Annotated in this window: 21 protein-coding genes; 10 read left to right on the forward strand and 11 right to left on the reverse strand. The window is 66.0% G+C overall.

Annotated features, from left to right (window positions below):
- The first annotated feature begins 97 nt into the window (after positions 1 to 97).
- The 9 genes from kdpB to HHL14_RS19905 all read left to right on the forward strand — a co-directional run bounded on the left by kdpB (position 98) and on the right by HHL14_RS19905 (position 11,808).
- Complete coding sequence (gene kdpB / locus HHL14_RS19865; RefSeq protein WP_169499324.1) at positions 98 to 2,209, forward strand: potassium-transporting ATPase subunit KdpB; 2,112 nt, start codon at positions 98 to 100, stop codon at positions 2,207 to 2,209.
- 64 nt (positions 2,210 to 2,273) lie between these two features.
- Positions 2,274 to 2,852: a potassium-transporting ATPase subunit KdpC gene (gene kdpC, locus HHL14_RS19870; protein WP_169499325.1), complete on the forward strand. Its 579-nt coding sequence runs from the start codon at positions 2,274 to 2,276 to the stop codon at positions 2,850 to 2,852.
- A 173-nt stretch (positions 2,853 to 3,025) separates the two neighbouring features.
- Positions 3,026 to 6,031 carry a DUF4118 domain-containing protein gene (locus HHL14_RS19875; RefSeq protein ID WP_230413138.1) on the forward strand — a complete coding sequence of 1,002 codons (3,006 nt, stop codon included), beginning with the start codon at positions 3,026 to 3,028 and terminating at the stop codon, positions 6,029 to 6,031.
- Entirely contained in the window at positions 6,024 to 6,722 is a 699-nt protein-coding gene (gene kdpE, locus HHL14_RS19880) for a two-component system response regulator KdpE (RefSeq protein ID WP_169499326.1), read from the forward strand. Before HHL14_RS19875 ends, kdpE begins: the two co-directional genes overlap by 8 nt.
- Before the next feature lie 192 nt (positions 6,723 to 6,914).
- Positions 6,915 to 7,235, forward strand: coding sequence for a quaternary ammonium compound efflux SMR transporter SugE (gene sugE / locus HHL14_RS19885; protein ID WP_169499327.1), 321 nt, complete (start codon positions 6,915 to 6,917; stop codon positions 7,233 to 7,235).
- Between the two features lie 267 nt (positions 7,236 to 7,502).
- Positions 7,503 to 8,114: a DUF4126 domain-containing protein gene (locus HHL14_RS19890; RefSeq protein WP_169499328.1), complete on the forward strand. Its 612-nt coding sequence runs from the start codon at positions 7,503 to 7,505 to the stop codon at positions 8,112 to 8,114.
- A 74-nt stretch (positions 8,115 to 8,188) separates the two neighbouring features.
- On the forward strand, positions 8,189 to 10,705 hold the full coding sequence (locus HHL14_RS19895) for an ABC transporter permease (RefSeq protein ID WP_230413139.1): 2,517 nt from the start codon (positions 8,189 to 8,191) through the stop codon (positions 10,703 to 10,705).
- A 58-nt stretch (positions 10,706 to 10,763) separates the two neighbouring features.
- A complete protein-coding gene (locus HHL14_RS19900; RefSeq protein WP_169499330.1) occupies positions 10,764 to 11,177 on the forward strand; it encodes a group II truncated hemoglobin in 414 nt (137 codons plus the stop codon).
- A complete protein-coding gene (locus HHL14_RS19905) occupies positions 11,170 to 11,808 on the forward strand; it encodes a DUF924 family protein (RefSeq protein ID WP_169499331.1) in 639 nt (212 codons plus the stop codon). The genes HHL14_RS19900 and HHL14_RS19905 overlap by 8 nt, the downstream gene beginning before the upstream one ends.
- An 89-nt stretch (positions 11,809 to 11,897) precedes the next feature.
- Here HHL14_RS19905 and HHL14_RS19910 read toward each other — a convergent pair whose 3' ends face one another.
- The 11 genes from HHL14_RS19910 to HHL14_RS19960 all read right to left on the reverse strand — a co-directional run bounded on the left by HHL14_RS19910 (position 11,898) and on the right by HHL14_RS19960 (position 22,564).
- Positions 11,898 to 13,865 (reverse strand): ArnT family glycosyltransferase, encoded by a 1,968-nt coding sequence (locus tag HHL14_RS19910; RefSeq protein WP_169499332.1) that lies wholly within the window; start codon positions 13,863 to 13,865, stop codon positions 11,898 to 11,900.
- 296 nt (positions 13,866 to 14,161) lie between these two features.
- Positions 14,162 to 14,908, reverse strand: a complete 747-nt coding sequence (locus HHL14_RS19915; protein WP_169499333.1) for an SDR family oxidoreductase — start codon at positions 14,906 to 14,908, stop codon at positions 14,162 to 14,164.
- Positions 14,909 to 14,954: 46 nt separating this feature from the next.
- Positions 14,955 to 15,542, reverse strand: a complete 588-nt coding sequence (locus HHL14_RS19920; protein ID WP_169499334.1) for an LOG family protein — start codon at positions 15,540 to 15,542, stop codon at positions 14,955 to 14,957.
- A gap of 3 nt (positions 15,543 to 15,545) precedes the next feature.
- Positions 15,546 to 16,268 (reverse strand): TetR/AcrR family transcriptional regulator, encoded by a 723-nt coding sequence (locus tag HHL14_RS19925; protein WP_169499335.1) that lies wholly within the window; start codon positions 16,266 to 16,268, stop codon positions 15,546 to 15,548.
- A gap of 304 nt (positions 16,269 to 16,572) precedes the next feature.
- On the reverse strand, positions 16,573 to 17,316 hold the full coding sequence (locus tag HHL14_RS19930; protein ID WP_169499336.1) for a diacylglycerol kinase: 744 nt from the start codon (positions 17,314 to 17,316) through the stop codon (positions 16,573 to 16,575).
- A gap of 22 nt (positions 17,317 to 17,338) precedes the next feature.
- Positions 17,339 to 18,370: a glycosyltransferase family 4 protein gene (locus HHL14_RS19935; protein WP_169499397.1), complete on the reverse strand. Its 1,032-nt coding sequence runs from the start codon at positions 18,368 to 18,370 to the stop codon at positions 17,339 to 17,341.
- 58 nt (positions 18,371 to 18,428) lie between these two features.
- Complete coding sequence (locus HHL14_RS19940) at positions 18,429 to 19,370, reverse strand: UDP-2,3-diacylglucosamine diphosphatase (RefSeq protein ID WP_169499337.1); 942 nt, start codon at positions 19,368 to 19,370, stop codon at positions 18,429 to 18,431.
- Between the two features lie 878 nt (positions 19,371 to 20,248).
- Positions 20,249 to 20,773: an RDD family protein gene (locus HHL14_RS19945; protein WP_169499338.1), complete on the reverse strand. Its 525-nt coding sequence runs from the start codon at positions 20,771 to 20,773 to the stop codon at positions 20,249 to 20,251.
- Positions 20,774 to 20,794: 21 nt separating this feature from the next.
- Positions 20,795 to 21,556 (reverse strand): DUF3106 domain-containing protein, encoded by a 762-nt coding sequence (locus HHL14_RS19950; RefSeq protein ID WP_169499339.1) that lies wholly within the window; start codon positions 21,554 to 21,556, stop codon positions 20,795 to 20,797.
- 16 nt (positions 21,557 to 21,572) lie between these two features.
- On the reverse strand, positions 21,573 to 22,004 hold the full coding sequence (locus HHL14_RS19955) for a DUF3619 family protein (protein WP_169499340.1): 432 nt from the start codon (positions 22,002 to 22,004) through the stop codon (positions 21,573 to 21,575).
- Positions 22,001 to 22,564, reverse strand: a complete 564-nt coding sequence (locus HHL14_RS19960) for an RNA polymerase sigma factor (RefSeq protein ID WP_169499341.1) — start codon at positions 22,562 to 22,564, stop codon at positions 22,001 to 22,003. The genes HHL14_RS19955 and HHL14_RS19960 overlap by 4 nt, the downstream gene beginning before the upstream one ends.
- A gap of 358 nt (positions 22,565 to 22,922) precedes the next feature.
- Here HHL14_RS19960 and HHL14_RS19965 point away from each other — a divergent pair, with 358 nt between their 5' ends.
- Positions 22,923 to 24,686, forward strand: a complete 1,764-nt coding sequence (locus HHL14_RS19965; protein WP_169499342.1) for an acetolactate synthase 3 catalytic subunit — start codon at positions 22,923 to 22,925, stop codon at positions 24,684 to 24,686.
- Positions 24,687 to 24,736 lie beyond the last annotated feature (50 nt).

The following is a 24,736-nucleotide window of genomic DNA, read 5'->3' on the forward strand; positions in this document are numbered from 1 at the left end:
ACTGAACAGCTGAAAGAAGCGCGCCGGCGCGAAGCCGGCTCAAGGTAAGGCAACGCAGGCGAAAGCCCCGGCGCGCACAGCGATATTCGAGGATTCAATGACTGAACATAACGCTACGCGGTCCATGTTCGACCCGGCGCTCCTGCGCCCGGCGATCGTGGACTCGTTCAAGAAGCTCACGCCGCGCACGCAGTTCCGCAACCCGGTGATGTTCTGCGTGTACGTCGGCAGCATTCTGACCACCATTCTGTGGATTGCCGCGCTCGGCGGCCAGGCCGAGGCGCCCGCGGGCTTCATTCTCGCGGTCACGCTATGGCTGTGGTTCACCGTGCTGTTCGCGAACTTCGCGGAGGCGCTCGCCGAGGGCCGCTCCAAGGCGCAGGCCGCGTCGCTGCGCAGCGCGAAGAAAGACGTGATGGCCAAGAAGCTCAACGAGCCGCATCCGAAGTCGCCGATCCGCGTCATGACCGCGTCGGATCTGCGCAAAGGCGACGTCGTGCTGGTCGAAACCGGCGACGTGATTCCGGCCGACGGCGAGGTGATCGACGGCGTCGCGTCGGTCGACGAATCGGCGATCACCGGCGAATCGGCACCGGTGATCCGCGAGTCGGGCGGCGACTTTTCGTCGGTGACGGGTGGCACGCGCGTGCTGTCGGACTGGATCGTCGTGCGCGTTACCGCGAACCCGGGCGAGGCGTTCCTCGATCGCATGATCGCGATGGTCGAAGGCGCGAAGCGGGCCAAGACGCCGAACGAAATCGCGCTGACCATTCTGCTGGTCGCGCTGACGATCGTGATGCTGCTCGCCACCGCGACGCTGCTGCCGTTCTCGATGTTCTCCGTCGAGGCCGCGAAGGCCGGGCACGTGGTGACGATCACCGCGCTCGCCGCGCTGCTCGTGTGCCTGATTCCGACCACGATCGGCGGGCTGTTGTCGGCGATCGGCGTGGCCGGCATGAGCCGCATGATGCAGGCGAACGTGATCGCGACGTCGGGCCGTGCGGTCGAAGCGGCCGGCGACGTCGACGTGCTGCTGCTCGACAAGACCGGCACGATCACGCTCGGCAATCGTCAGGCTTCGCAGTTCCTGCCCGCGCCCGGCGTCGCCGAAGAGGCGCTGGCCGATGCCGCGCAACTGTCGTCGCTGGCCGACGAAACGCCGGAAGGCCGCAGCATCGTCGTGCTCGCGAAGCAGCGCTTCAACATCCGTCAGCGCGATATGGCGTCGCTGCACGCGGTGTTTCTCGCGTTCAGCGCGCAGACGCGGATGAGCGGCGTCGATCTGGCGCCGCAGGGCACGCCCGCCGGCACGCACGGTCGCGAAATCCGCAAGGGCGCGGCCGACGCGATCCGGCACTACGTCGAAGCGCATGGCGGCCGTTTCCCGAACGAAGTCAACAGCGCGGTCGCCGACGTCGCGCGTCGCGGCAGCACGCCGCTCGTGGTCGCCGAGAAGGGCGAGCAGGGTGCGCGCGTGCTCGGCGTGATCGAGTTGAAGGACGTCGTGAAGGGCGGCATCAAGGAGCGCTTCGCCGAGTTGCGCAAGATGGGCATCAAGACCGTGATGGTGACGGGCGACAACCGCCTGACCGCCGCGGCGATCGCCGCCGAAGCGGGCGTCGACGACTTCCTCGCCGAAGCCACGCCCGAAACCAAGCTCGCGACGATCCGCGCGCACCAGGCCGAAGGCCGTCTCGTAGCGATGACCGGCGACGGCACCAACGACGCCCCCGCGCTCGCGCAGGCCGATGTCGCGGTCGCGATGAACACCGGCACGCAGGCCGCGAAAGAGGCCGGCAACATGGTCGACCTCGATTCGAATCCGACCAAGCTGATCGAGATCGTCGAGATCGGCAAGCAGATGCTGATGACGCGCGGCTCGCTGACCACGTTCTCGATCGCCAACGACATCGCCAAGTACTTCGCGATCATTCCGGCCGCGTTCGCGTCGACCTATCCGGCGCTGAACGCGCTGAACGTGATGCATCTGGCGACGCCGACCTCCGCGATCATGTCGGCGGTGATCTTCAACGCGCTGATCATCGTGCTGCTGATTCCGCTGGCGTTGAAGGGCGTGCGCTATCGCGCGCTGGGCGCGGCGATTCTGTTGCGCCGCAATCTGCTGGTCTACGGTCTCGGCGGGATCATCGTGCCGTTCATCGGTATCAAGCTGATCGATATGGTGCTGGCCGCGTTCGGCTGGGTTTGAGTGCGCAGCGTCCCGCTAAGCCGCGGTGACGCCATGCAGTATTGAAAAGGGAAAGAGACCCATCATGAAAAATCTGTTCCGTCCGCTGATCGTGATCTTCGCGGTGCTGACCGCGATCACCGGGCTTGCCTATCCCGCGGTGATGACCGCGTTCGGCCAGGCGGCGTTTCACGACAAGGCCAACGGCAGCCTGATCGAGCAGAACGGCAAGACGGTCGGCTCGCAGCTGATCGGCCAGCAGTTCGACGCGCCGCAGTACTTCTGGGGCCGTCTGTCGGCGACCAGCCCGATGCCGTACAACCCGCTGGGTTCGGGCGGCTCGAACCTCGGGCCGAACAATCCGGCATTGCTCGACGAGATCAAGGGCCGGCTTGCCGCGCTGAAGGCGGCGGGCACCGACCTGTCGAAGCCGGTGCCGGTCGATCTGGTCACGTCGTCGGGCAGCGGTCTGGATCCGGAGATCAGTCCGGCCGCCGCCGCGTATCAGGTCGAGCGCGTCGCGCAGGCGCGCCATCTCGCGGCGAGCGACGTGCAGGCGCTCGTCGAGCGCAACACGACGGGCCGCCAGTTCGGCGTGTTCGGCGAGCCGCGCGTGAACGTGCTGAAGCTCAATCTGGCGCTCGACGAACTGAAGCGCGGCTAGGCTTCGTTCAGTCCGGTCTTCAGTTCCGTCTTCCATCCCGTCGGGCATCGTCGCCGACGGTGCATCGAACAGGCGCGGCGCCCCCGGTGGCGCCGCGCCGCCATTTGCGGGCCGGCGCGGGCCGTGCCACCATGCAGGCACCGCCGCTCGCACGACTACGATAATCATTGAGCATGAACCGCCCTGATCCAGACGAACTGCTCGACAAGCTGCAGCGCGACGAAGAAAAGCGTCAGCGCGGCCGGCTGAAAATTTTCTTCGGCGCGTCGGCCGGCGTCGGCAAGACCTATGCGATGTTGCAGGCCGCGAGCCGCCGTCAGCAGGAAGGTCTCGACGTGCTGGTCGGTATCGCCGAAACGCACGGTCGTAGCGAAACCGCCGCGCTGCTCGCCGGGCTCGAGGTGCTGCCGCTCGCGCAGATCGAATATCGCGGCCGCAAGCTCGGCGAGTTCGATCTCGATGCCGCACTCGCGCGCAAGCCGCAACTGATCCTCGTCGACGAGCTCGCGCATTCGAACGTGCAGGGCGCGCGCCATCTGAAGCGCTGGCAGGACGTGTACGAACTGCTCGACGCCGGCATCGACGTCTATACGACGGTCAACGTGCAGCACCTCGAAAGCCTGAACGACGTGGTCGGCCAGATTACCGGCATCCGCGTATGGGAGACGGTGCCCGACCGCGTGTTCGACCAGGCCGACGAGGTGACGCTGGTCGATCTGCCGGCCGAGGAACTGCTCGACCGGATGCGCGAGGGCAAGGTGTACATGGCGCAGCAGGCCGAACGCGCGGTACGCAATTTCTTTCGCAAGGGCAATCTGATCGCGCTGCGCGAACTGGCGCTGCGCCGTACCGCCGATCGCGTCGACGCGCAGATGCGCGAGTACCGCGCCGACCGTTCGATCCAGCGGGTCTGGCAGGCGCGCGAGCGGCTGCTGGTGTGTGTCGGCCCCGGTCCCGAAGCGCCCGCGCTGGTGCGCGCGGCGGCGCGTCTCGCCGCGAGTCTGAAGGCCGACTGGCTGGCCGTCTATGTCGAAACGCCGGCGTTGCAGCGGCTGCCCGATGCGCGCCGCGAACGCACGCTGAACGCGCTGAAGCTCGCCGCCGAACTCGGCGCCGAAACCGCCACGCTCGCCGCGACCGATGCGCTCGACGCGCTGATCGGCTACGCGCACGCGCGCAACGTGTCGAAGCTGGTGGCGGGCGCGTCGTCGCGCACCGGCATCAGCCGCCGGTTGCGTCGGCCGCTGGGCGAGCAGATCGCCGAGAAGAGCGGCGAACTCGAACTGACGCTGATTCGCGCATCGTCCGAACGCGACGGCGGCGCGCAGAAGCGGCTGCTGAGCACGACCGCGAACGCGTGGCGCGACGCGTTGAACGCGACCAGCGAGCAGCGCTCGCCGCCGCGCGCGTATGCGTACGCGCTGGCGATCTGCACCGCCATCACGCTGCTGTCGAGCCAGCTGATCGACCATATCGATCTGACCAACCTCGTGATGCTGTACCTGCTCGGCGTGATCTTTGCCGCGGTGAAGCTCGGGCGCGGGCCAGGCGTGGTGCTGTCGTTCGCGAGCGTCGCCGCGTTCGATTTCTTCTTCGTGCCGCCGCGCATGTCGCTGTCGGTGTCGGATACGCAATACTTGCTGACGTTTCTCGGCATGCTGCTGACCTCGCTCGTGATCAGCCATCTGACCTCGAGCCTGCGCCGTGAGGCGAGTACCGCGCGCCGTCGCGAGCAGCGCACCGTCGCGATGTACGGGATGGCGCACGAACTGGCCGCCGCGCTGACCACCGAGCAGATCGTCGGCATCGGCAGCCGGCACGTGAGCGAGGTGTTCGGCGCGCGCGTCGCGATCCTGCTGCCGGATAGCGCCGACCAGATCCGCCAGAAGATCGAGGACCCCGACGCGGCGATCACGCTCGAAGGCGACGCGCTGGATCTCGATGTCGGCCAATGGGTCTACGACCAGCAGAAGCCGGCCGGCCACGGCACCGACACGCTGCCCGCGGCGGCGGCGCTGTATCTGCCGCTGAAGGCGCCGATGCGCACGCGCGGCGTGCTCGCGACCGTGATGCGCGACGAGCGCGACCTGAACGTGCCAGAGCAGCGCCGCATGCTCGACGCGTTCGCCGCGCAGATCGCGCTGGCGCTCGAACGCGTGCATTACGTCGAGATCGCGCGCGACGCGCTCGTCAACATGGAGTCGGAGCGGCTGCGCAATTCGCTGCTGTCGGCGATTTCGCACGACCTGCGCACGCCGTTGACGACGATCGTCGGCTTTTCGTCGATGCTCGCGCAGTCGCGGGACGGCCACGGGCCGGGGGCGCAGCATACCGACGAACTGGTCGACGCGATTCACGACGAAGCGCTGCGCATGACCGGCATCGTCACGAATCTGCTCGACATGGCGCGCCTGCAGGCCGGCAAGCTGCAGCTGAACCAGCAATGGACACTGCTGGAGGAAACCGTCGGCGCCGCGCTGCGTGCGTGCAAGCGCGTGCTCGCGGGGCGCCCGGTGCAGGTCAGGCTGCCCGCCGATCTGCCGCTGCTGCATCTCGACGCGGTGCTGATGGAGCGGCTCTTTTCCAACCTGTTCGAGAATGCCGCGAAGTACACGGCGGCCGGCACGCCCCTGACGATCGGCGCGCAGCAGCTCGACGCGGACGGCGTGTCGTTCGTGCGCGTCACCGTCGACGACAACGGGCCCGGCCTGCCCGCTGGTATGGAAGCGCGTGTGTTCGAGAAATTCACGCGCGGAGAGAAGGAGTCGGCGAAGCCGGGCATCGGCCTTGGGCTCGCGATCTGTCGCGCGATCGTCGACGCGCACGGCGGTACAATCGGCGCGCTCAACCGGCTCGCAGCGGATGGCCGTATCGAAGGCGCGCGCTTCTGGTTCACGCTGCCGGTGAAGACGCCGCCCGACGCGCCGGATGCGCTTGATACACTCGAAGCGCTCGAGGCGCTCGAAGACGAAGGCCGCGCGGAGTTGTCGTATCGTGCCGGGCCTTCCGCGCACGTGCTGCCGGGCGCGTCTGCCGCGGCGCGTGCCGACATGGATGTCGATGCGAGTGGCGCAGCGCACGCCGACGCGCGTGGCGAAACGCATGCCGAGCCTACCGAGCCCCAGCCCGACGCCGCCGCCAACTTAAACAACCCGCCCAACCGACCCGCCCATGAGTGACCTGAGCATCACCGTCGTTCTGATCGAAGACGAAAAGCAGATTCGCCGCTTCGTGCGCGCCGCGCTCGAGGAGGAGGGGATCGTCGTGTACGACGCCGAGACCGGCAAGCAGGGGCTCGTCGAAGCGGCCACACGTAAGCCCGATCTGGTGATCGTCGATCTCGGCCTGCCCGATACCGACGGCCTCGACGTGATCCGCGAGTTGCGCGGCTGGAGCGAGCTGCCGGTGATCGTGCTGTCGGCGCGCACCCAGGAGAGCGAGAAGGTCGCCGCGCTCGACGCCGGCGCCGACGACTACCTGACCAAGCCGTTCGGCGTGTCCGAGCTGCTCGCGCGGATTCGTGCGCATCTGCGGCGGCGCAATCACGGCGGCGCGAACGAGTCGCCGCTGGTGCATTTCGGCGAGGTCACCATCGATCTCGCGCTGCGCCAGGTGACGCGCGACGGCGTCGCGATCCATCTGACGCCGATCGAATACCGGCTGCTCGCGACGCTGGTGCGCCACGCCGGCCGCGTGCTCACGCACCGGCAGTTGCTGCGCGACGTGTGGGGGCCGTCGCATGTCGAGAGCCATCACTATCTGCGCATCTACATGGGGCATCTGCGTGGCAAGCTGGAGCGCGATCCCGCGCAGCCGGAGCATATCGTCACCGAGACGGGCGTCGGGTATCGGCTGGTCGGCGCCGCGTAGCGGGAGTGAAGTGGAGAAGGTGAGACGGGCGCAAAGCGCATGTCGGGCGCATGCGCGGCGCGGGCGATGCCCGTCGCGACGGTGGGGCGCAGGCCTCCAACCGGCCACTCGGCTATAATCTGTGGGGCGCGAGGACGACCTTGCGTTCGTATCGATCATCGGGGACGGCCCCATTTTTATGGGAGCTGCTCGATGTCCTGGTTTCTTCTGCTGATTGCCGGTTTGCTCGAAGTCGCGTGGGCGGCCGGTCTCAAAACCTCCGAAGGTTTCACCCGTTTCTGGCCCTCCGTGTTCACGATCGTGACCGCGCTCGGCAGCTTCGTGCTGCTCGCTCTCGCGATGCGCCAGTTGCCGCTCGGCACCGCCTACGCGGTCTGGACGGGAATCGGCGCGGTCGGCGCGTTCGTGTTCGGCATCGTGATGATGGGTGAGGCGCTGACGCTCGCGCGCGTGCTGAGCGCATCGCTGATCGTGGTCGGGCTGATCGGGTTGAAGCTGTCGTCGGGTCATTGACGCGCAGGGCGCTGTGGCCGCGGTGGGTCGTTGCCGCGGCGGCCTTTGTCGTACAACCCTTTTCGGTCCCGCCTTTGTCTCGCGCGCCACAGCGTCCCTTCGCCGCTCTACGTTCTGCGAATTAACGTGGCTATAATGGGACAGAAGCGATCCTGACTTTGTCCGCGGCCCGGCTGGCGCGGCCGGCCGGTGGATCCGACGGCATCGACGGGCATTTCACGTTCTCCGCGTCGGCTCCCGGCATGCATACAGCGCATGGAGGCGGCCATGCTTGAATCCCTTTCGCTTGCTGCTGGCCTTTCCTGGGGCAGCGGTCTGCGCCTCTATCTGACGGTCCTGCTGGCCGGCGTGTTCGAACGTCTCGGCCTCATTCATCTGCCCAACACGTTGTCCGCGCTGTCGTCGCCGTGGGTGATCGGCGCGGCGGCGGTGCTGACGCTCGCCGAATTCCTCGCCGACAAGATCCCCGCGTTCGATTCGCTGTGGGACGCGATCCATACCTTCATCCGCATTCCGGCCGGCGCCGTGCTCGCCGCCGGCGCGCTCGGCCACGCCGATCCGGCGCTGCTGACGGTCGCCGCGCTCGCGGGCGGCACGCTCGCCGGCACCGCGCATCTGGCGAAGGCGGGCACACGTGCGCTGATCAACCTGTCGCCGGAGCCGGTGTCGAACGTCGTGACCTCGACCGCCGAAGATGGCCTCGTGTTCGGCGGCGTGCTGCTCGCGCTGTTCGTACCGCTCGCGTTTCTCGTGCTAATGGTAGGCTTTCTGCTGCTCGCGGCGTGGGCGTTGCCGCGATTGTGGCGTGGCGTGCAGGGCGGTTTTCGCGGCATGGCCACGCACATGGTGTCGCGATTTGCGAGGAGCAGGCACGATTGAGCGAAGCAATACGAAGTAAGACGGCGAGTAAGACGGCGCGCGCTGAAACAGGGCCGGCGCGCCGGCTGGGCGGCATGGATCTGCTGCGCCAGGCGATCCGGATGACCGCGCGCGACTGGCGCGCGGGCGAGTTGACGATGCTGCTGCTCGCACTCGTGCTGGCCGTCGCGGCGTTGTCGAGCGTCGGTTTTCTGGCCGACCGGCTCCATCAGGGACTCGAGCGCGACGCGCGGCGCATGATCGCCGCCGACTTCATCGTGCGCGCCGATCATCCGGTCGATCCGCAATTCGCGGCCGAGGCGCAGCGGCTCGGCCTGCGCACCGCCACCACCGCGATTTTCCCGAGCATGATCAATTCGACCGGTGCGCAGCCGGCGTCTCGGCTCGCGGCCGTCAAGGCGGTGTCGCCGGATTACCCGTTGCGCGGCGCGTTGCGGATCGCGTCGGCGCCGGGCGCGGCCGATCGTCCGGCGACGTCGATCCCGGCGCCGGGCACCGTGTGGGTCGACCAGCAACTGCTCGACGCGCTGAAGCTGAAGATCGGCGACACGGTGAAGGTCGGCAATCGCAGCTTCACGGTCGGCGCGCTGATCACGCGCGAACTCGATCGCGGCTTCTCGTTCGTCAACTTTTCGCCGCGCCTGATGCTGCGCGCCGACGACGTGCAGTCGACCGGTCTCATCACCTACGGCAGCCGCGTCACCTACCGTCTGCTGGTCGCCGGTTCCGACGATGCGGTCGCGCGTTTCGCGCAGTTCGCGCATGAGCACGTCGACGGCGGCAAGATGCGCGGCGTCGCGCTCGAATCGCTGCACGACGGCCAGCCGCAGGTGCGTCAGACGCTCGACCGCGCCGGCCACTTCCTCACGCTCGTATCGCTGCTGACCGCGCTGCTCGCGGCGGTTGCGATCGCGATGGCCGCGCATCGCTACATGCGCCGGCATCTGGACGGCTGCGCGGCGATGCGCTGCCTCGGCGTCAGTCAGACCACGCTGCGCGCGCTGTTCACGCTCGAATTCGTCGGGCTCGGGGTGATCGGCGGCGCGCTTGGCGTCGCGCTCGGCTATCTCGGCCATCTGGCGCTGCTGACGTGGCTCGGCGGCCTGATCGACGTGGTGCTGCCGCAGCCGACGCTGTGGCCCGCGCTCGAAGGCATCGCGGCCGGCCTCGTGCTGCTGCTCGGTTTCGCGCTGCCGCCGCTGCTGCCGTTGACGCGCGTGCCGCCAGTGCGCGTGCTGCGTCGCGAGTGGGGCGAAGCGGGGCGCACCGCATGGGCCGCGTACGCGCTCGGCATCGTGCTGTTCGCGGGACTGCTGATCGTCGCGGCGGGCGAGCTGAAGCTCGGCGGCATCGTCGCGGGTGGCTTCGCGGGCGGGTTGCTGGTGTTCGCGGTGATCGCGCGGCTCGCGTTGTGGGGCTCGGCTCGGGTGGTGCGCAGCGAGCGCGTCAACGCGGGCATCGGCTGGCGCTATGCGCTGGCGTCGCTGGAGCGGCGCAGCAGTAGCAGCGCGCTGCAGATCACCGCGCTCGGCATTGGCCTGATGTGTCTGCTGCTGATCGCGATGACGCGCAACGACCTCGTGCAGGGCTGGCGCAAATCGACGCCGCCCGATGCGCCGAACCAGTTCATCATCGATATCCAGCCCGATCAGCGCGACGCGGTCACGCATTATCTCGACGCGCACGGCATCACGGATGTGGCGCTGTCGCCGATGGTGCGCGGGCGGCTCGTCGCGATCAACGGCAAGCCGGTGAATCCGGATTCGTTCAAGGGCGACGACGCGCGGCGTCTGGTGGACCGCGAGTTCAACCTGTCGTACACGACGCAGTTGCCCGACGACAACCGGATCGCCGCGGGCACCTGGTTCGGCGACACGACGAAGCCGCAGATTTCGATCGAGCAGGGGCTCGCGAAGCTGATCAACGTGAAGCCCGGCGACACGCTGCGCTTCGACGTGACAGGTCTCACGATCGACGCGCCGGTCACGAGCGTGCGCAAGCTCGACTGGGGGTCGTTCAAGGTCAACTTCTTCGTGCTGATGCCGCCGGCCGCGCTGCAGGATTTCCCGGCGACCTTCATCACGAGCTTCCATCTGCCGCCCGGGCAGCAATCGACGATCGACGGTCTGATCGCCGCCTATCCGAACCTCACCGCGATCGACACCGGCCCGATTCTCGCGCAGGTGCAGCGCGTGTTGGAGCAGGTGATCGGCGCGGTGCAGTTCCTGTTCGCGTTCACGCTCGCGGCCGGCGTGCTGGTGCTGTACGCGGCGCTCGCCGGCACGCGCGATGAGCGTATGCGAGAATCCGCGCTCCTGCGCGCGTTGGGCGCGTCGCACCGGCAGGTGCGCGCGGTGCAGGTCGCCGAGTTCGTCGCGGTCGGTGCGCTTGCCGGCCTGATGGCGGCGGTGGGCGCGCAGATCGTCGGTTCGATATTGGCCACGCGCGTGTTCGAGTTCTATCTGGACTTCGATCCGTGGCTGCTGCCGGCGGGGATTGCCGCCGGTATCGCGTGCGCGGGCGTCGGCGGCTGGCTGAGTCTGCGGCATGTGCTGGCGCGGCCCGCGCTGCAATCGCTGCGGGATGCATGAGAGCGGCCGACGGTCGCGCGAATTTTTCTGATGATGATTTTTTGCGGTTGAGCAGGGTATGAGCGATCTGAACGACGAAGCGGCCACGGACAAGCCGACGGCCTTCGACCTGGTGGGCGGCGAGGCGCGCGTGCGCGAACTGGTCGACCGGTTTTACGACCTGATGGATCTCGAAGCGGATTTCGCCGGGATTCGCGCGCTGCATCCGGACTCGCTCGACGGCTCGCGCGACAAGCTGTTCTGGTTCCTGTGCGGCTGGCTCGGCGGCCCCGATCACTACATCAGCCGCTTCGGTCATCCGCGTCTGCGCGCGCGGCATCTGCCGTTCGCGATCGCGTCGAGCGAGCGCGATCAGTGGCTGCGTTGCATGGCGTGGGCGATGGAGGACATCGGCCTCGCGGAACCACTGCGCGAGCGCCTGCTCGGCTCGTTCTTCGAAACCGCGGACTGGATGCGCAACCGCAATGGCTGACCAGCCGCCGCCCGCCGCGCCGTATTCGTTCACGGCCGACTACGCCGCGCTGCCATCACGCGCGCGCGACGTGCTCGACTGCTGGTTCGGCGCGCCGGGTTCGCCGGAGCATGGCCGCGAGCGCAAGCTCTGGTTCGCCCGCAGCGATGCCACCGACGCGATGCTGCGCGAACGTTTCGGCGACCTGATCGACGCGGCCAACGCGGACGAACTCGACGCGTGGCAGGCCACGCCGTTAGGCGCGCTCGCGCTCGTGATCGTGCTCGACCAGTTCTCGCGCAACTGCCATCGCAACACGCCGCGCGCCTTCGCGTCGGATCGCAAGGCGCTGCATACCGCGCAACGGATGATCGCGAGTGGCGCCGATCGGCTGTTGCCGGACGTGCAGCATCGCGCGTTTGCCTATCTGCCGTTCGAGCACGATGAAACGCTCGCCGGTCAGCACGAGTCGCTGCGCCTGTTCAAACAGCTCGCGGCGGAGCCGGGCGGCGAAGGCTATTACCAGTACGCGCTGCGGCACGCGAAAGTGATCGAGCGGTTTGGACGCTTTCCGCATCGCAATGGGGTGCTCGGGCGGGCATCGAGCGATGAGGAGGCTGTGTTTCTGCGCGAGCCGGGGTCGTCGTTCTGAGCGTCGTTGCGGCGTCGCTCCGAAGCGAGGCGAACGCCTCGCGCGTAAATGACCGCTCGCCCGCGCGATATTAGATTCCGTCGCTCCGCTCAATCGTCGCCGCTGATCGTGCCCGCTGCCGGCGTGCGCACAAACACGCGCAACAGCTCATCCGAATCGCCCGGCCGTGCGCCGGACCAGAACAGTCGCCATTCGCCGGCCGGCGGTTTGGCGTTGTCGCGGCGGCTTTCCTCGATCAACCACGTGCAGGCCGTGGTGCGCGGGTCCTCGCTCGGCTGATGCTCGATGCCGGTGTAGTAGTAGAGCATCGGCGCTTCGGATTCGCCGAGTCCGACGCTGGCCATACAGTCGCCGTCATTCCATTCGATGTTCATCTGTGCGCCGAGATTCGTGAACACCGAGCGGTAGCTCTTCGCGTAATCGAGCCACGGCAGCAGCAGTGTGCTGACGAGTCCCCATGCGAGCATCGCGCCTGCGCACCAGCTGAGCGCGCCGCGCCATTTGCCCGCGTACTTGAACGATGGCAGCAGCCACAGCCAGCCGAGCGTCAACAGCAGCGCGCCAACGATCATCACCGGCTGGATCGGCAGGACCCAGTCGAGCGGTAGCCAGCGGCCGAGCCGATGCAGCGACGCGTGCGTGCCGGCGGGGCTCGTCATGATCGACCAGATGAGCCACGTGAGCGCGGCCGTGCTGCCGAACAGCACGCGGCTCGTCATGTCCCAGCCGGTGGCGACGCGCGTGGGTAGTCGTTCGACGCCGGCCATCGCGACCAGCGCGAGCGGCGCGATGAACGGCAGGATATACAGCTCGCGCACCGTCGCCGAGCTTTGTAGTACCGCGAAGCCGATCCCCGCGAACAGCACCGGCAACGCGATGCGCGGATCGCGCCAGCGCCGCCACGCGCCGCCCACGAGCGCGGCCAGCGCCAACGGCACGACCGGGAAGCCGACGCTCAGTGCGGCACGCAGCACGAACAGGCGGCTCTCGTTTTCGGAGCCGAGCTGGGCCACCGAGAAACCGAAGAAACGTCCGATGTTGTTATCCCACAGCCACACCTTGAAGAGCGACTCGGAGCGCAGGTAAAAGCAGATCGGCCAGATCAGCGCGAACGGCGCGCAAACGAGCACGGCGACGCCGAGCGCGCCCGAGAAGCTGCGGCTGCGGCAGGCGGGGTAGAGCGCGAGCGCGGCGCAGATCGTCGCGCCGAACACGAGCGGCACGAACAGGCCCTTTGCCAGCAGCGACACGCCGATGCCCGCGCCGAGCATCGCCGCACCGCTGAGAATCGCGTGGCGGCGCTCGCGCGCACCGGCGGTTGGCGTTGATTGCACGGCCTGCGTGCGGACCGGACGTGTGGTCTGCGAGTCGTCGCGCAGATGCGCGAGCACCAGTTCGAACAGCCCGCAGAAGCCGAGCGCCGCGCCTGCCATCAGCGCGACGTCTGTCATCATGTCGTGCGCGTGTTTGACGACGACGAGCGTGCCGCCGAACAGCGCGAGCGTGCCGATCACGCGCAGGTCGAACCAGCTCGACGCATCGACCGCGCGGCGTGCGACGCGTGCGGTGTAGTAGACCGTCAGGCCGGCGAACAGCGCGCTCGCGAGCCGTGCCGCGTCGTGCAGCGGCAGGTAGCGGCCCAGCATCCACGCGAGACAGGTGGCGACCCAGTCGTAGATCGGCGGCTTCTCGACGAACGGCTGGCCGGCGTTGGTCGGCACGACGAAGTCGCCGGTATCGAGCATGTGCTGGATGATGCCGAACGTGTAGGTCTCGTCCTGTTTCCACGGTTCGTGGCCGAGGATGCCGGGCAGCAGCCATGCGCACAGGATCGCCAGCGCGACGAGCCAGCGCAGCGGACGGATCGCCGCGAGTGCGCGCCAGCGCTGCAGACCGCGCGCGCCGCGGCCGGTCGAGGCGTCGGCGGATGCGGTATCAGACGCGTTGGCGGTGTCGGACGCGTGAGGCGCCGGCGCGCCAGCGGGAGACGTGGCCGAGGTGGTGGCCGTCGCTATCGCGTGGTCCGCGCGCCAGTGCGCGGGCTGCTTGTCTCGCATGGAAATCTCTGTTCAGCGTACGCGGCGGCGTTGGCTACGCACTTATGTTTCTTGTAGGCGTCGCCGGCCGGATGCAGGCGCGCTGAACGATTGTAGCGCCAGTTTATTACTGAAGATTACAGGTTTGGAGCGAGCGTCGCGCGATGCCGACGCGGCCGCGCCGGCTGGACGTCAGCGGGACGTCGAAGCAACGGAAATTCGTAGTAGAGAGGGCGGGGCGGAACGAGGAAAGGCAGGAAAGACAGAAGCGCGACCGCAAGGGGCCGCGCCCGATTCGAGCGGCGCGCTGGCGCCGCCTAGCGACCGCCGGCGACGTCGAGCACTGCGCCGGTCACGTAGGAGGCCGCATCGCTCAACAGCCAGACGACCGCCTCGGCCACTTCGTCCGCGCTGCCGGGGCGGCCGAGCGGCGTGGTCGCGCCGAGCTGGGCGGCGCGATCGGGCTTGCCGCCGCTCGCGTGAATCTCGGTATCGATCAGGCCTGGCCGGATCGCGTTCACGCGCACACCCTGCGGGCCGAGTTCTTTCGCGAGGCCGAGCGTCATCGTGTCGATCGCGCCTTTCGAGCCTGCGTAGTCGACGTATTCGTTCGGCGAACCGAGTCGTGCCGCCGCCGACGACAGATTGACGATCACGCCGCCCGCGCCGCCGCGCTGTGTCGACATGCGCCGCGCCGCTTCGCGCGCGCACAGGTAGGCGCCGAGCACGTTGACGTCGAACATGTGCTTCAGGCGGTCGAACGTCATGTCGGCGAGCTGGCTCGACGGCGCGACGATGCCGGCGTTGTTGACGAGCGCATCGACGCGGCCGAAGTTCTGCTGCAGCGTATCGAACATCGCGATCACGTCGGCTTCGCTGGCGACGTCGCCGGCGATCGCCACCGCGCGGCCACCCGCGCGTTCGACTTCGGCGACGGTCTGCTGCGCGGCCGCGAGGTCACGCACGTAGTTCACGCCGACGCACCAGCCGCGCGCGCCGAGCAGGCGTGCACTCGCGCGGCCGATGCCGCGGCTGCCGCCGGTGATCAGAACTGCTTTCGTCATCGCAACCTCATCGTGTGGGGGCAAACGCGTGTGGGCCGGCCGAGGTTCAGACCGCGCTGCTCTGCACCGCGGTCCACTTGTCGCGCACCGGCGGCTGGTAGCGTTGCAGCTTGCCGAGCAGTGCGAGCGGATCGGCGTCGATCTGCAGCATGTCGAGATAGGTCTTGCTCATGAAGCCTTCGTCGACCGTGTGTTGCAGCAGACGGATCAGCGGCTCATAGAAATTGCCGGTATTCAGGAGTGCCACCGGTTTGCCGTGGTAGCCGAGCTGGGCCCACGTGAACACCTCGAACAGCTCTTCGAGCGTGCCCGCACCGCCCGGCATCGCGACGAACGCATCGGACAGTTCGGCCATCATCTTCTTGCGATGATGCATGTCGGGCACCACGTGCAGCTCGGTCAGGCCGTTATGGCCGACTTCCTTGTCGACCAGCAACTCGGGAATCACGCCGATCGCGCGGCCGCCTTCGGCCATCACGGTGTCGGCGATCACGCCCATCAGGCCGACCTTGCCGCCGCCGTAGATCAACGCGAGATCGGCTTTAACCAGTGCGCGGCCGAACGCGCGCGCCGCTTCCGCATAAACCGGGTTGGCTCCCATCGAGGAGCCGCAATACACACACACCGACTTCATTGTTCAAACGTCCTTCGATTCGTTGCGAGGCGCGCCTTCGCGCGGCGGCAGGTAGTCGTAGAACTCGCGCTTGGGCAGCTTGCCCGACACGAGGTCGTCGAAGATCTGTCGCGAGCGGCCGCGCAGATAAGGCGCCATCAGCGACACGATCTGCACGCTCACCTGATGCAGTTCGTCGCGGATCGCTTCCTGCTCGTTGTATTTGCGCGGGTTCATCACGAACTGGTACGACAGCCAGTACGTGCCGATCACGCCGACGTTGGTCGCGATCACCTGCAACTCCTGCGGCGTCGCGACCATTTCGCCGTCGGCGACGAGCTGCTCGCAGAACTGGCTCGCGAAACGCACCTTGTGGCTGATGATCTGCTTGAAGTGCGTCTCGAGCGTGCGATTGCGCGCGAGCAGGTCGTTCAGGTCGCGATACAGGAAGCGGTAGCGCCATGTGAAATCGACCATGTACTGCAGATACGACCACATTTCGTCGATGGTCGCGCGATGGTCGTCGGGGAAACGCAGACGCTTCTCGATCTCCTGCTCGAACTGGCTGAAGATGCTGTTGATGATGTCGTCTTTGTTGCGGAAGTGGTAGTACAGGTTGCCTGGACTGATTTCCATTTCCTCGGCGATCGTCGTCGTCGTGACGTTCGGCTCGCCGATTTCGTTGAACAGCTTCAACGACAGTTCGAGAATCCGTTCGCGCGTGCGGCGGGGAGGTTTGGCTTCCATGTCGTCCGGCCCTGGTTATGCCGGGCTGGGCGCATGGCGGCAAGCCGCTATTGCGTGTTCCACCCGGATGCGGTTGGTATATTGAGCGCTCCCGAACCCGCCGCCACGCGGCAGGCCCCTCGAAAGGACAGGAGAGTGCGGGGCAGTGCTGCGTGTGCGCCGACGCTTTCCCGTGGGACTGTCAAACGATTATAAACCGAGCGTTCTAATACCCAACCGCCTGCGCGGATTTTCATTCTATGGGACGGTTTGGCGCTGAATTGGAGGCGATCCTGGAGGCGATCGATTCAGCCTGCATCGAAGCTCAAAGCCACGCGCGAATCCAGCCGACCACGAGCGGCCCGACGATCACGATCCACGTCATCAGACACATGCCGAGCGCGACCATTACGGCCGCGCTACCGAGGTCTTTCGCGCGCCGCGACAACTCGTGGCGTTCGAGCGAGATCCGGTCGATCGCGGCTTCGACGCTCGAGTTGAGCAACTCGACGATCAGCACCAGCAGCACCGAGCCGAGCAGCAGCACGCGCGAAACCGGATCGACGGGCACGATCAGCCCGCATGGAATCAGGATCGCGGCGAGTGTCAGTTCCTGACGAAACGCGCTTTCCTCGCGAATCGCGACGCGAAAGCCGGCCAGCGAATTTTTCATCGCGTGCCACGCGCGCGTGAGACCGCGGTTGCCCTTGTACGGATTGAACGGCAGCGGCGCGAGCGGATCGTCGGGACTGAGCGGTTCGTGCGGGGCGTCGTGTGCGTTGTTATGGGGCGCGGTGTGCTGCGGGGCGGAGGTGTTGCCGGCAGGAATGCGCGTGGTGTGCGCGTTGTTTCTGCCATTTACCGTGTTCGACACGTGGGCACCACGTGCGGCATCGACGTCACTCACACCCGCTCCTCCGTTCACACGCTGTATCGCATCGGCATGCTCGGGCGCGTCCGGTTCGCGCACGTCGTCGAACGGTTCGATGCCGGTGGTTTCGCGCGCGGCCTCGATGGCCCGCAACGCGGCGTTCGATGCGGGCCCGGCGCTGGATCGGCTGCTTCGCATGGGAGGCTTCGCGCGCGCCGCATCACGCGGCCGCGCTTTCCTCGCGATACGTCGCGCCGCTCAGCGGCTTCAGATGCGCGGCGAACTGCGCGGACGCCGCCGCCCACGAGAAGCGCTCGGCCCACGCGCGTGCATGCGCGCGATCGATCTTCAGCGCTTCGAGGCAGGCCTCGCGCAGATCCTCGTGCATCGCACCCGCGCCGCCGTCGCCGAGCACATCGATCGGGCCGGTGACCGGATAGGCGGCCACCGGCGTGCCGCACGCGAGCGCTTCGAGCAACACCAGCCCAAAGGTATCGGTGCGGCTCGGAAACACGAACACGTCGGCGGCCGCATAGACCTTCGCGAGTTCGGCCTGCGACAGCACGCCGAGATAGTTGACCTCCGGATAACGCGACTTCAGTTCGGCGAGCGCCGGACCTTCGCCGGCGACCCACTTCGAGCCGGGCAGATCGAGTTGCAAAAATGCCTCGACGTTTTTCTCGACCGCGACGCGCCCGACGTACAGGAAGATCGGCCGCGCGGTGTTGAGCACCTTCGAGTCCATCGGCCGGAAGATTTCCAGATCGACGCCGCGCGTCCACAGCACCACGTTCGTAAAGCCGAATTTTTCGAGGTCGTGTTTGACCACGGGAGTCGGCGCCATCACCGCGAGCGACGGCTTGTGGAACCAGTGCAGAAACTTGTAGGTCGCCGCGAGCGGAATCCGGAAGCGCGCCTGCACATACTCGGGAAAGCGCGTGTGATACGCGGTCGTGAACGGCAGCTTGTGTTGCAGCGCGTACGCGCGCGCGGCCATCCCGAGTGGACCTTCGGTGGCGATATGCAACGCGTCGGGCGCGAACTTGTCGATGCGCGCGTGCAGCTTGCGGCGCGGGAACAACGACAGACGGATCTCCGGATAGGTCGGGCAAGGCACCGTTTTGAATTCGAGCGGCGTCAGCAGATCGACCTGATGGCCGAGCGCGCCGAGTTCGCGCCGGGTGTTCTTGAGCGTGCGCACGACGCCGTTGACCTGCGGCTCCCATGCGTCGGTGACGATCATGATCTTCATCGCTTTGTTCATCGCTGCGGGCCCTGTGGAAGTGGAGGGTGGAAGCGGCCGACGGTAATCAGGTGGTGGCTCGGGCTTTTTGTGCGTCTGCTTGCGGCGCGCGCAGCGCGGTCCAGTAGATCACCTTGAGTTCGCCTTCGTAGGTCTCGACGAGTGCCGACAGGCTCTCGACCCAGTCGCCGTCGTTGCAATAGAGCACGCCGTCGATCTCGCGCATCTCGGCTTTGTGGATGTGTCCGCAGACGACGCCGTCACAGCCGCGGCGGCGCGCTTCGTCGGTCATCACGCGTTCGAACGACGAGATGAAGTTCACCGCGTTCTTGACCTGATGCTTCAGGTACTGCGACAGCGACCAGTACGGGAAGCCGAGCTTGCTGCGGATCCGGTTGAACCAGCGATTCAGCACGAGGATCATCGTGTAGAGGGTGTCGCCGAGATAGGCGAGCCATTTCGCGTGCTGGATCACGCCGTCGAACAGATCGCCGTGCACGATCCACAGCCGCTTGCCGGCGAGCGTGGTGTGAAACGCTTCGCCACGTACGTGGATGTCGCCGAATGCGAGGTCGCAGAACTGGCGCGCGGCTTCGTCGTGATTACCGGGCACGTAGATCACCTGGGTGCCTTTGCGCGCCTTGCGCAGCACTTTCTGCACGACGTCGTTGTGCGCCTGCGGCCAGTACCAGCCCTTCTTCAACTGCCAACCGTCGATGATGTCGCCGACGAGGTACAGGTACTCCGATTCGTTGTGGCGCAGGAAGTCGAGCAGATAGCCCGCCTGGCAGCCGCTCGATCCGAGGTGGATGTCGGAGAGCCAGATCGTGCGATAGCGGTGCGGGTCGGCGTGACTGTCGTCGGGGTGATCGGCGGGGGCGTCGAGCGGTGGTGCGATTGGCAGCGGCAAGCCGTGATGAGCGGAACCGGGGGCGGGCCGGAACGCGACGGGGTCGACGCTCGGGCCGGTCTGGCGGAACAGGGACGTCGCGGACGTTTTGGGGTCCATGGCTCACGCGTCGAGTGGCGGTGCCCGTATTGGGCCGCGCGCGCGTTACTGTGGCGTGACAGTCATGAGAAGTTCTTATTAAAGGGGCCTTCGCGGGGCGTGGTTTTTTCGTTGTGCCTGGCTTTTTGGCTTTTTTTGTTGTTCTGGCTTTGTTGGCCTTTCCTTGATTTGCTTTCGGTCTATTAGCGTTGCCCCTGTGCGGGGCGGCACCTACTTTCTTTGCTTGCTGCAAAGAAAGTAGGCAAAGAAAGCAGCTTCACACCGCTAATTCTTAAGCGGGCACCCCGGTCAACCACCGGTAGTGGTGCATCTGGAATCTGTCATCTCGCACACTCCCCGTTAGTGACAAGGCAGTCATCCTTCCGGCGACGCTGCGCGCGCCGACACTCTGCTCTCAAACCATCGGTCTTTCCGACATGTCGCCAAAGCGCAAGCCCCGGTCTAACCGATTGGTTGTTTTGGCGTGTCACTACGCACGGCCTTGATCTAACCACCGGTCTCTTAGGTCACCAGGCCGAGGCGAAGCCGACGGCCCCCACAGAGCAACCAACTCCACTGGTTTCCCAGGCAGACCCGTCCACGACGCACGCAGTGCGCAGTGGGAAGCATGACGGCTTTGTCACTACCGTCGAATGTGCGGGGGCACAGATTCCAGATGCACCACTACCCCCTCCAAGCCAGGGGACCCACTTAAGAGCTTGCGGTTTGAAGCTGCTTTCTTTGCCTACTTTCTTTGCAGCAAGCAAAGAAAGTAGGTGCCGCCCCGCACAGGGGCAACGCTAATAGACCGAAAGCAAATCAAGGAAAGGCCAACAAAAGCCAGAACAACAAGGAAAAGCCAAAAAGCCAGACCAACGAAAAAACCGGGCCGCGCGCCCTCAGCGCAAAACCACCACGACTTGAGTCCCCGCCAACCGATCATGCAAAAACCGCCGCTGCGGATCAAACCGCCCGGTCGCAGCCCACAGGAGGAACCAGACGCCGGCAATCAGAAGCGTCTGCGGCACACGCAACCCGAACAAAGGATGCGCCGCGAGCGGCGGCAAAAACCAGAACCACGCGAACACATAACGAATGATCGCCCGCGCGACGGAAACCGGTCCGCCATCGGCAGCGACGAGCCGCAACCGCCAGGTTTTCATCGGCAGGGTCTGGCCGCCGTGGGTCCAGAACCACACGAAGTACACGCCGACCACGAGGCCGATCCAGCCGGCGAGCAGGTTGTGATGCGTGAGTCCGTTACGCTGCTGCGTCAGTGTGCTGAACAGATAGCCGGCGAGAAACACGACGCCGAACAGGATGACCGCCTCGTACAGCAGCGCCGCGAGCCGCCGCCGCACGGTGGGCGTCGTGTCGCCTGGCGTGGCGGTGGGCAAGGTCGGGGTGGCGAGGGGTTGGGACACGAAAGGGGATTAGAAGCGGGATCAGGAGCCGTTGAAAATCGACGGCGCCTCGGCCGGCGACACCGGCACCGGCGTGGCCGGCACGAAGCTGCCGGCTGCGGGAATGGCAGGCGGCGACGGCAACGCGGCCGCGTCCGGCGCCGAAGCGGGCGCCGCGGCGTTCGCCACTGCCGCCGCGCTTGCGCCATGCTCACGCGCATTGACGAGGCGGTCGATGCCCTTGAGTTCGTTGCGTCCCGACGGCGGCGCGCTGACGACGCTCGGCCGGCGCCTGTGCTCGCTCGCGGCAAGCCGCTCCTTCAGTTCTTCCGGCAGCTGCTGGTACGCTTTCCACGCGTTCTGGCGGGCTTCGCGCGGCAACTCCTTCGAAACCTGATAGTTTTCACGCGCGACGCGGCGCTGATCGGGGGTCATGCGCGCCCATTCGCTCATGCGATCGTGCAGGCGCTTTTGCGCTTCCGGCGACATTTTCGCGTAACGCGACGCGATCTTGATCCATTTGCGCTTGCGCTCCTCGCTAAACGAGTCCCATTGGGATTCGAACGGGGCGAGCGCGAGATGTTCGGCGGCACTCAGGCGCGTCCACGCGAGCGGGCTGTTGCTGCCCGGCAGATCGGGCAATTCGACGGACAGCGCGGGTGCCGGGGCGTGAGCGGCAGCGGCGCCACCGGCCGTCGGGGTGGCCACGGAGCCCGGATGAAAGCGCGGATACGTTGCGGCGAACGACACCAGAGCCGCGATCGTGCATCCGAAAACAACGGCGAGGCCGCGCTTATAGCTCACCCGAAGAATCTCCCGCTCAGTGGGCGCGTGAAAGATACGCGTTGAAGCCGTGGTCGAGATAGGCATTGAGCGGCAGGTCGTCGCTAAGCATCGCGGCATCGATATCGGCGAGTTCGGCGGTGCGCTGGTGATCTTCCCAGTACGCAATGCCGATCAGACTCACCACCAGCGCGGCGAGCGGCCACGCGAGCGCAAAGCGGCGCAGCGGCGAACGGCGACGCGGACCCGCTTCGGTTTGCGGCAGGCCTCCCATGCCGGCAGGCATGCCGGCGAAGGCCGGCACGAACACCGGAGCGCTGACGGCCTCGGGCTTCTTGCGCGCGAGTGCGGCACGGCGCGCCACGGCGAGCCGGTCGACGGTGGCGGGGGGGAGATCGGCGGTGTTTTCGTCGAGCGCGCGGCGCACCTGGCGGGCGAACTCGAGTTCTCTGTTTTCAAGGGAGCTCATAGCGTAATTCCTTTCGCCTTGAGCGCTTGCGCCAGCGTGTGGGTGGCCCGGGAGCAGTGCGTTTTCACGCTGCCTTCGGAGCAGCCCATTGCGGCGGCAGTCTCGGCGACATCCATATCCTCCCAATAACGCATGAGAAACGCCTCCCGTTGACGTGCCGGTAATTTCTGGATTTCGTCGTCGATCAACTGCAGGACCTGCTCGCGCTCGAGCTTCTGTTCGTTGCTCTCGGCGCCGGCCGAACCTGATTCGGCCTCGAAGGTTTCCAGTGGGTCGAATTCGTCGTCGTCGGCATTGCCGAGCGACGAGAACAGCGTGACCCACGTGTTGCGTACTTTCGCACGACGGAAATAGTCGTGCATCGCATTCTGCAGAATACGCTGAAACAGCAGCGGCAATTCGGCCGCGGGCCGGTCGCCATATTTCTCGGCGAGCTTGATCATCGCGTCCTGCACGATATCGAGCGACGCGTCGTCGTCCCGCACGGCGTAGACCGTCTGCTTGAACGCGCGCCTTTCGACGCCCGCCAGAAAATCGGCGAGTTCCTTGTCTGATGCCATCCGTTGGGGGTCGGCGCAGCAAGCGTGCGCGTAATCGGTCGAAAAATGTCGTAAAACTCGCGGATGCTAACAAACTTTTGCACCGACAGGGGCGAAACGTGCGTCAGCTTGCATTTGCATAACAATTCTGGTCGTTCCGCCCGATTCCGCGTTCCGCCGACGCTCGCGAGGCAATATTTGCTTGACCGCGTGCGCGTCTCCCGCTATCTTCGCTGGTTCGCAACATAAGTGAGTTGTCTCAATTGAGGTGCGGCCCAAGAAGCCCGCCTGTCAACTGGACGCGCCGCTTGAACCCGAGTCACGAGCCCGGCAGAGAGCACCCGATCAATTTTTTGCCGAAAATTCGAAAGGTCAAACAATGAATATGCCCAGCGCGGAATTCTCCACGTCGGATACGACCCTCCCACACGAAGCAGACTCTATCGGCGCCACCGTGCTCATGAAGGCACTGGCCGACGAAGACGTCGAATTCATCTGGGGCTATCCCGGCGGCTCGGTACTCTACATTTACGACGAGCTGTACAAGCAGGACAAATTCCAGCACGTGCTCGTGCGCCACGAACAGGCTGCCGTGCATGCGGCTGACGCCTATGCACGTTCCACCGGCAAGGTCGGCGTGTGTCTCGTGACCTCCGGCCCCGGCGTCACCAATGCGGTGACCGGCATCGCCACCGCGTACATGGATTCGATCCCGATGGTGGTGATCAGCGGCCAGGTGCCGACTGCCGCGATCGGTCAGGACGCCTTCCAGGAATGCGACACGGTCGGCATTACGCGCCCCTGCGTGAAGCACAACTTCCTCGTGAAGGACGTGCGCGATCTCGCCGCCACCGTCAAGAAAGCTTTCTATATTGCCCGTACCGGTCGTCCCGGCCCGGTGCTGATCGACATTCCGAAGGACGTGTCGAAAGCGCCTTGCCAGTACGAACCGCTCAAGACGGTGTCGCTGCGCTCGTACAACCCGGTCACGAAGGGCCACTCCGGTCAGATCCGTAAGGCTGTATCGCTGCTGCTGTCGGCGAAGCGCCCGTACATCTACACCGGCGGCGGCATCATCCTCGCGGATGCGTCGCGCGAGTTGAACCAGTTCGCCGATCTGCTCGGCTATCCGGTCACCAACACGCTGATGGGCCTGGGCGGCTATCGCTCGAGCGACAAGAAATTCCTCGGCATGCTCGGCATGCACGGTACGTACGAAGCCAACATGGCGATGCAGCACTGCGACGTGCTGATCGCGATCGGCGCGCGCTTCGACGACCGCGTGATCGGCGACCCCGCGCACTTCGCGTCGCGGCCGCGCAAGATCATCCATATCGACATCGATCCTTCCTCCATTTCCAAGCGCGTCAAGGTCGACATTCCGATCGTCGGCGACGTGAAGGAAGTGCTGAAGGAGCTGATCGAGCAACTGCAGACGGCCGAGCATGGCCCGGATACCGCGGCGCTTGCCGACTGGTGGAAGGACATCGAAGGCTGGCGCGCGAAAGACTGCCTGAAGTTCGACCGCAAGAGCGACATCATCAAGCCGCAGTACGTGGTCGAAAAGGCGTGGGAGTTGACCGACGGCAATGCGTTCGTCTGCTCCGACGTCGGTCAGCACCAGATGTGGGCCGCGCAGTTCTACAAGTTCAACAAGCCGCGTCGCTGGATCAATTCCGGTGGCCTCGGCACGATGGGCTTCGGCCTGCCGGCGGCGATGGGCGCGAAGATGGCGCATCCGGACGACGACGTGCTGTGTATCACCGGCGAAGGCTCGATCCAGATGTGCATCCAGGAGCTGTCGACCTGCAAGCAGTACGACCTGCCGATCAAGATCATTTCGCTGAATAACCGCTATCTGGGCATGGTGCGCCAGTGGCAGCAGATCGAATACAGCAAGCGCTATTCGCATTCGTACATGGATGCGCTGCCTGACTTCGTGAAGCTCGCCGAAGCGTACGGTCACGTGGGCATGCGCATCGAGCGCACCGCCGACGTCGAACCGGCGCTGAAGGAAGCGCTGCGCCTGAAAGATCGCACCGTGTTTCTCGACTTCCAGACCGATCCGACCGAAAACGTCTGGCCGATGGTTCAGGCCGGCAAGGGCATCACCGAGATGCTCATGGGTTCGGAAGATCTATAACGACGGTTCATGGGCTAAGCCCGGCGTCGGCTTCGTCGCGCGCGTCCCCA

The sequence above is a fragment of the Paraburkholderia antibiotica genome (genome assembly GCF_012927125.1).
GTDB lineage: Bacteria > Pseudomonadota > Gammaproteobacteria > Burkholderiales > Burkholderiaceae > Paraburkholderia > Paraburkholderia antibiotica.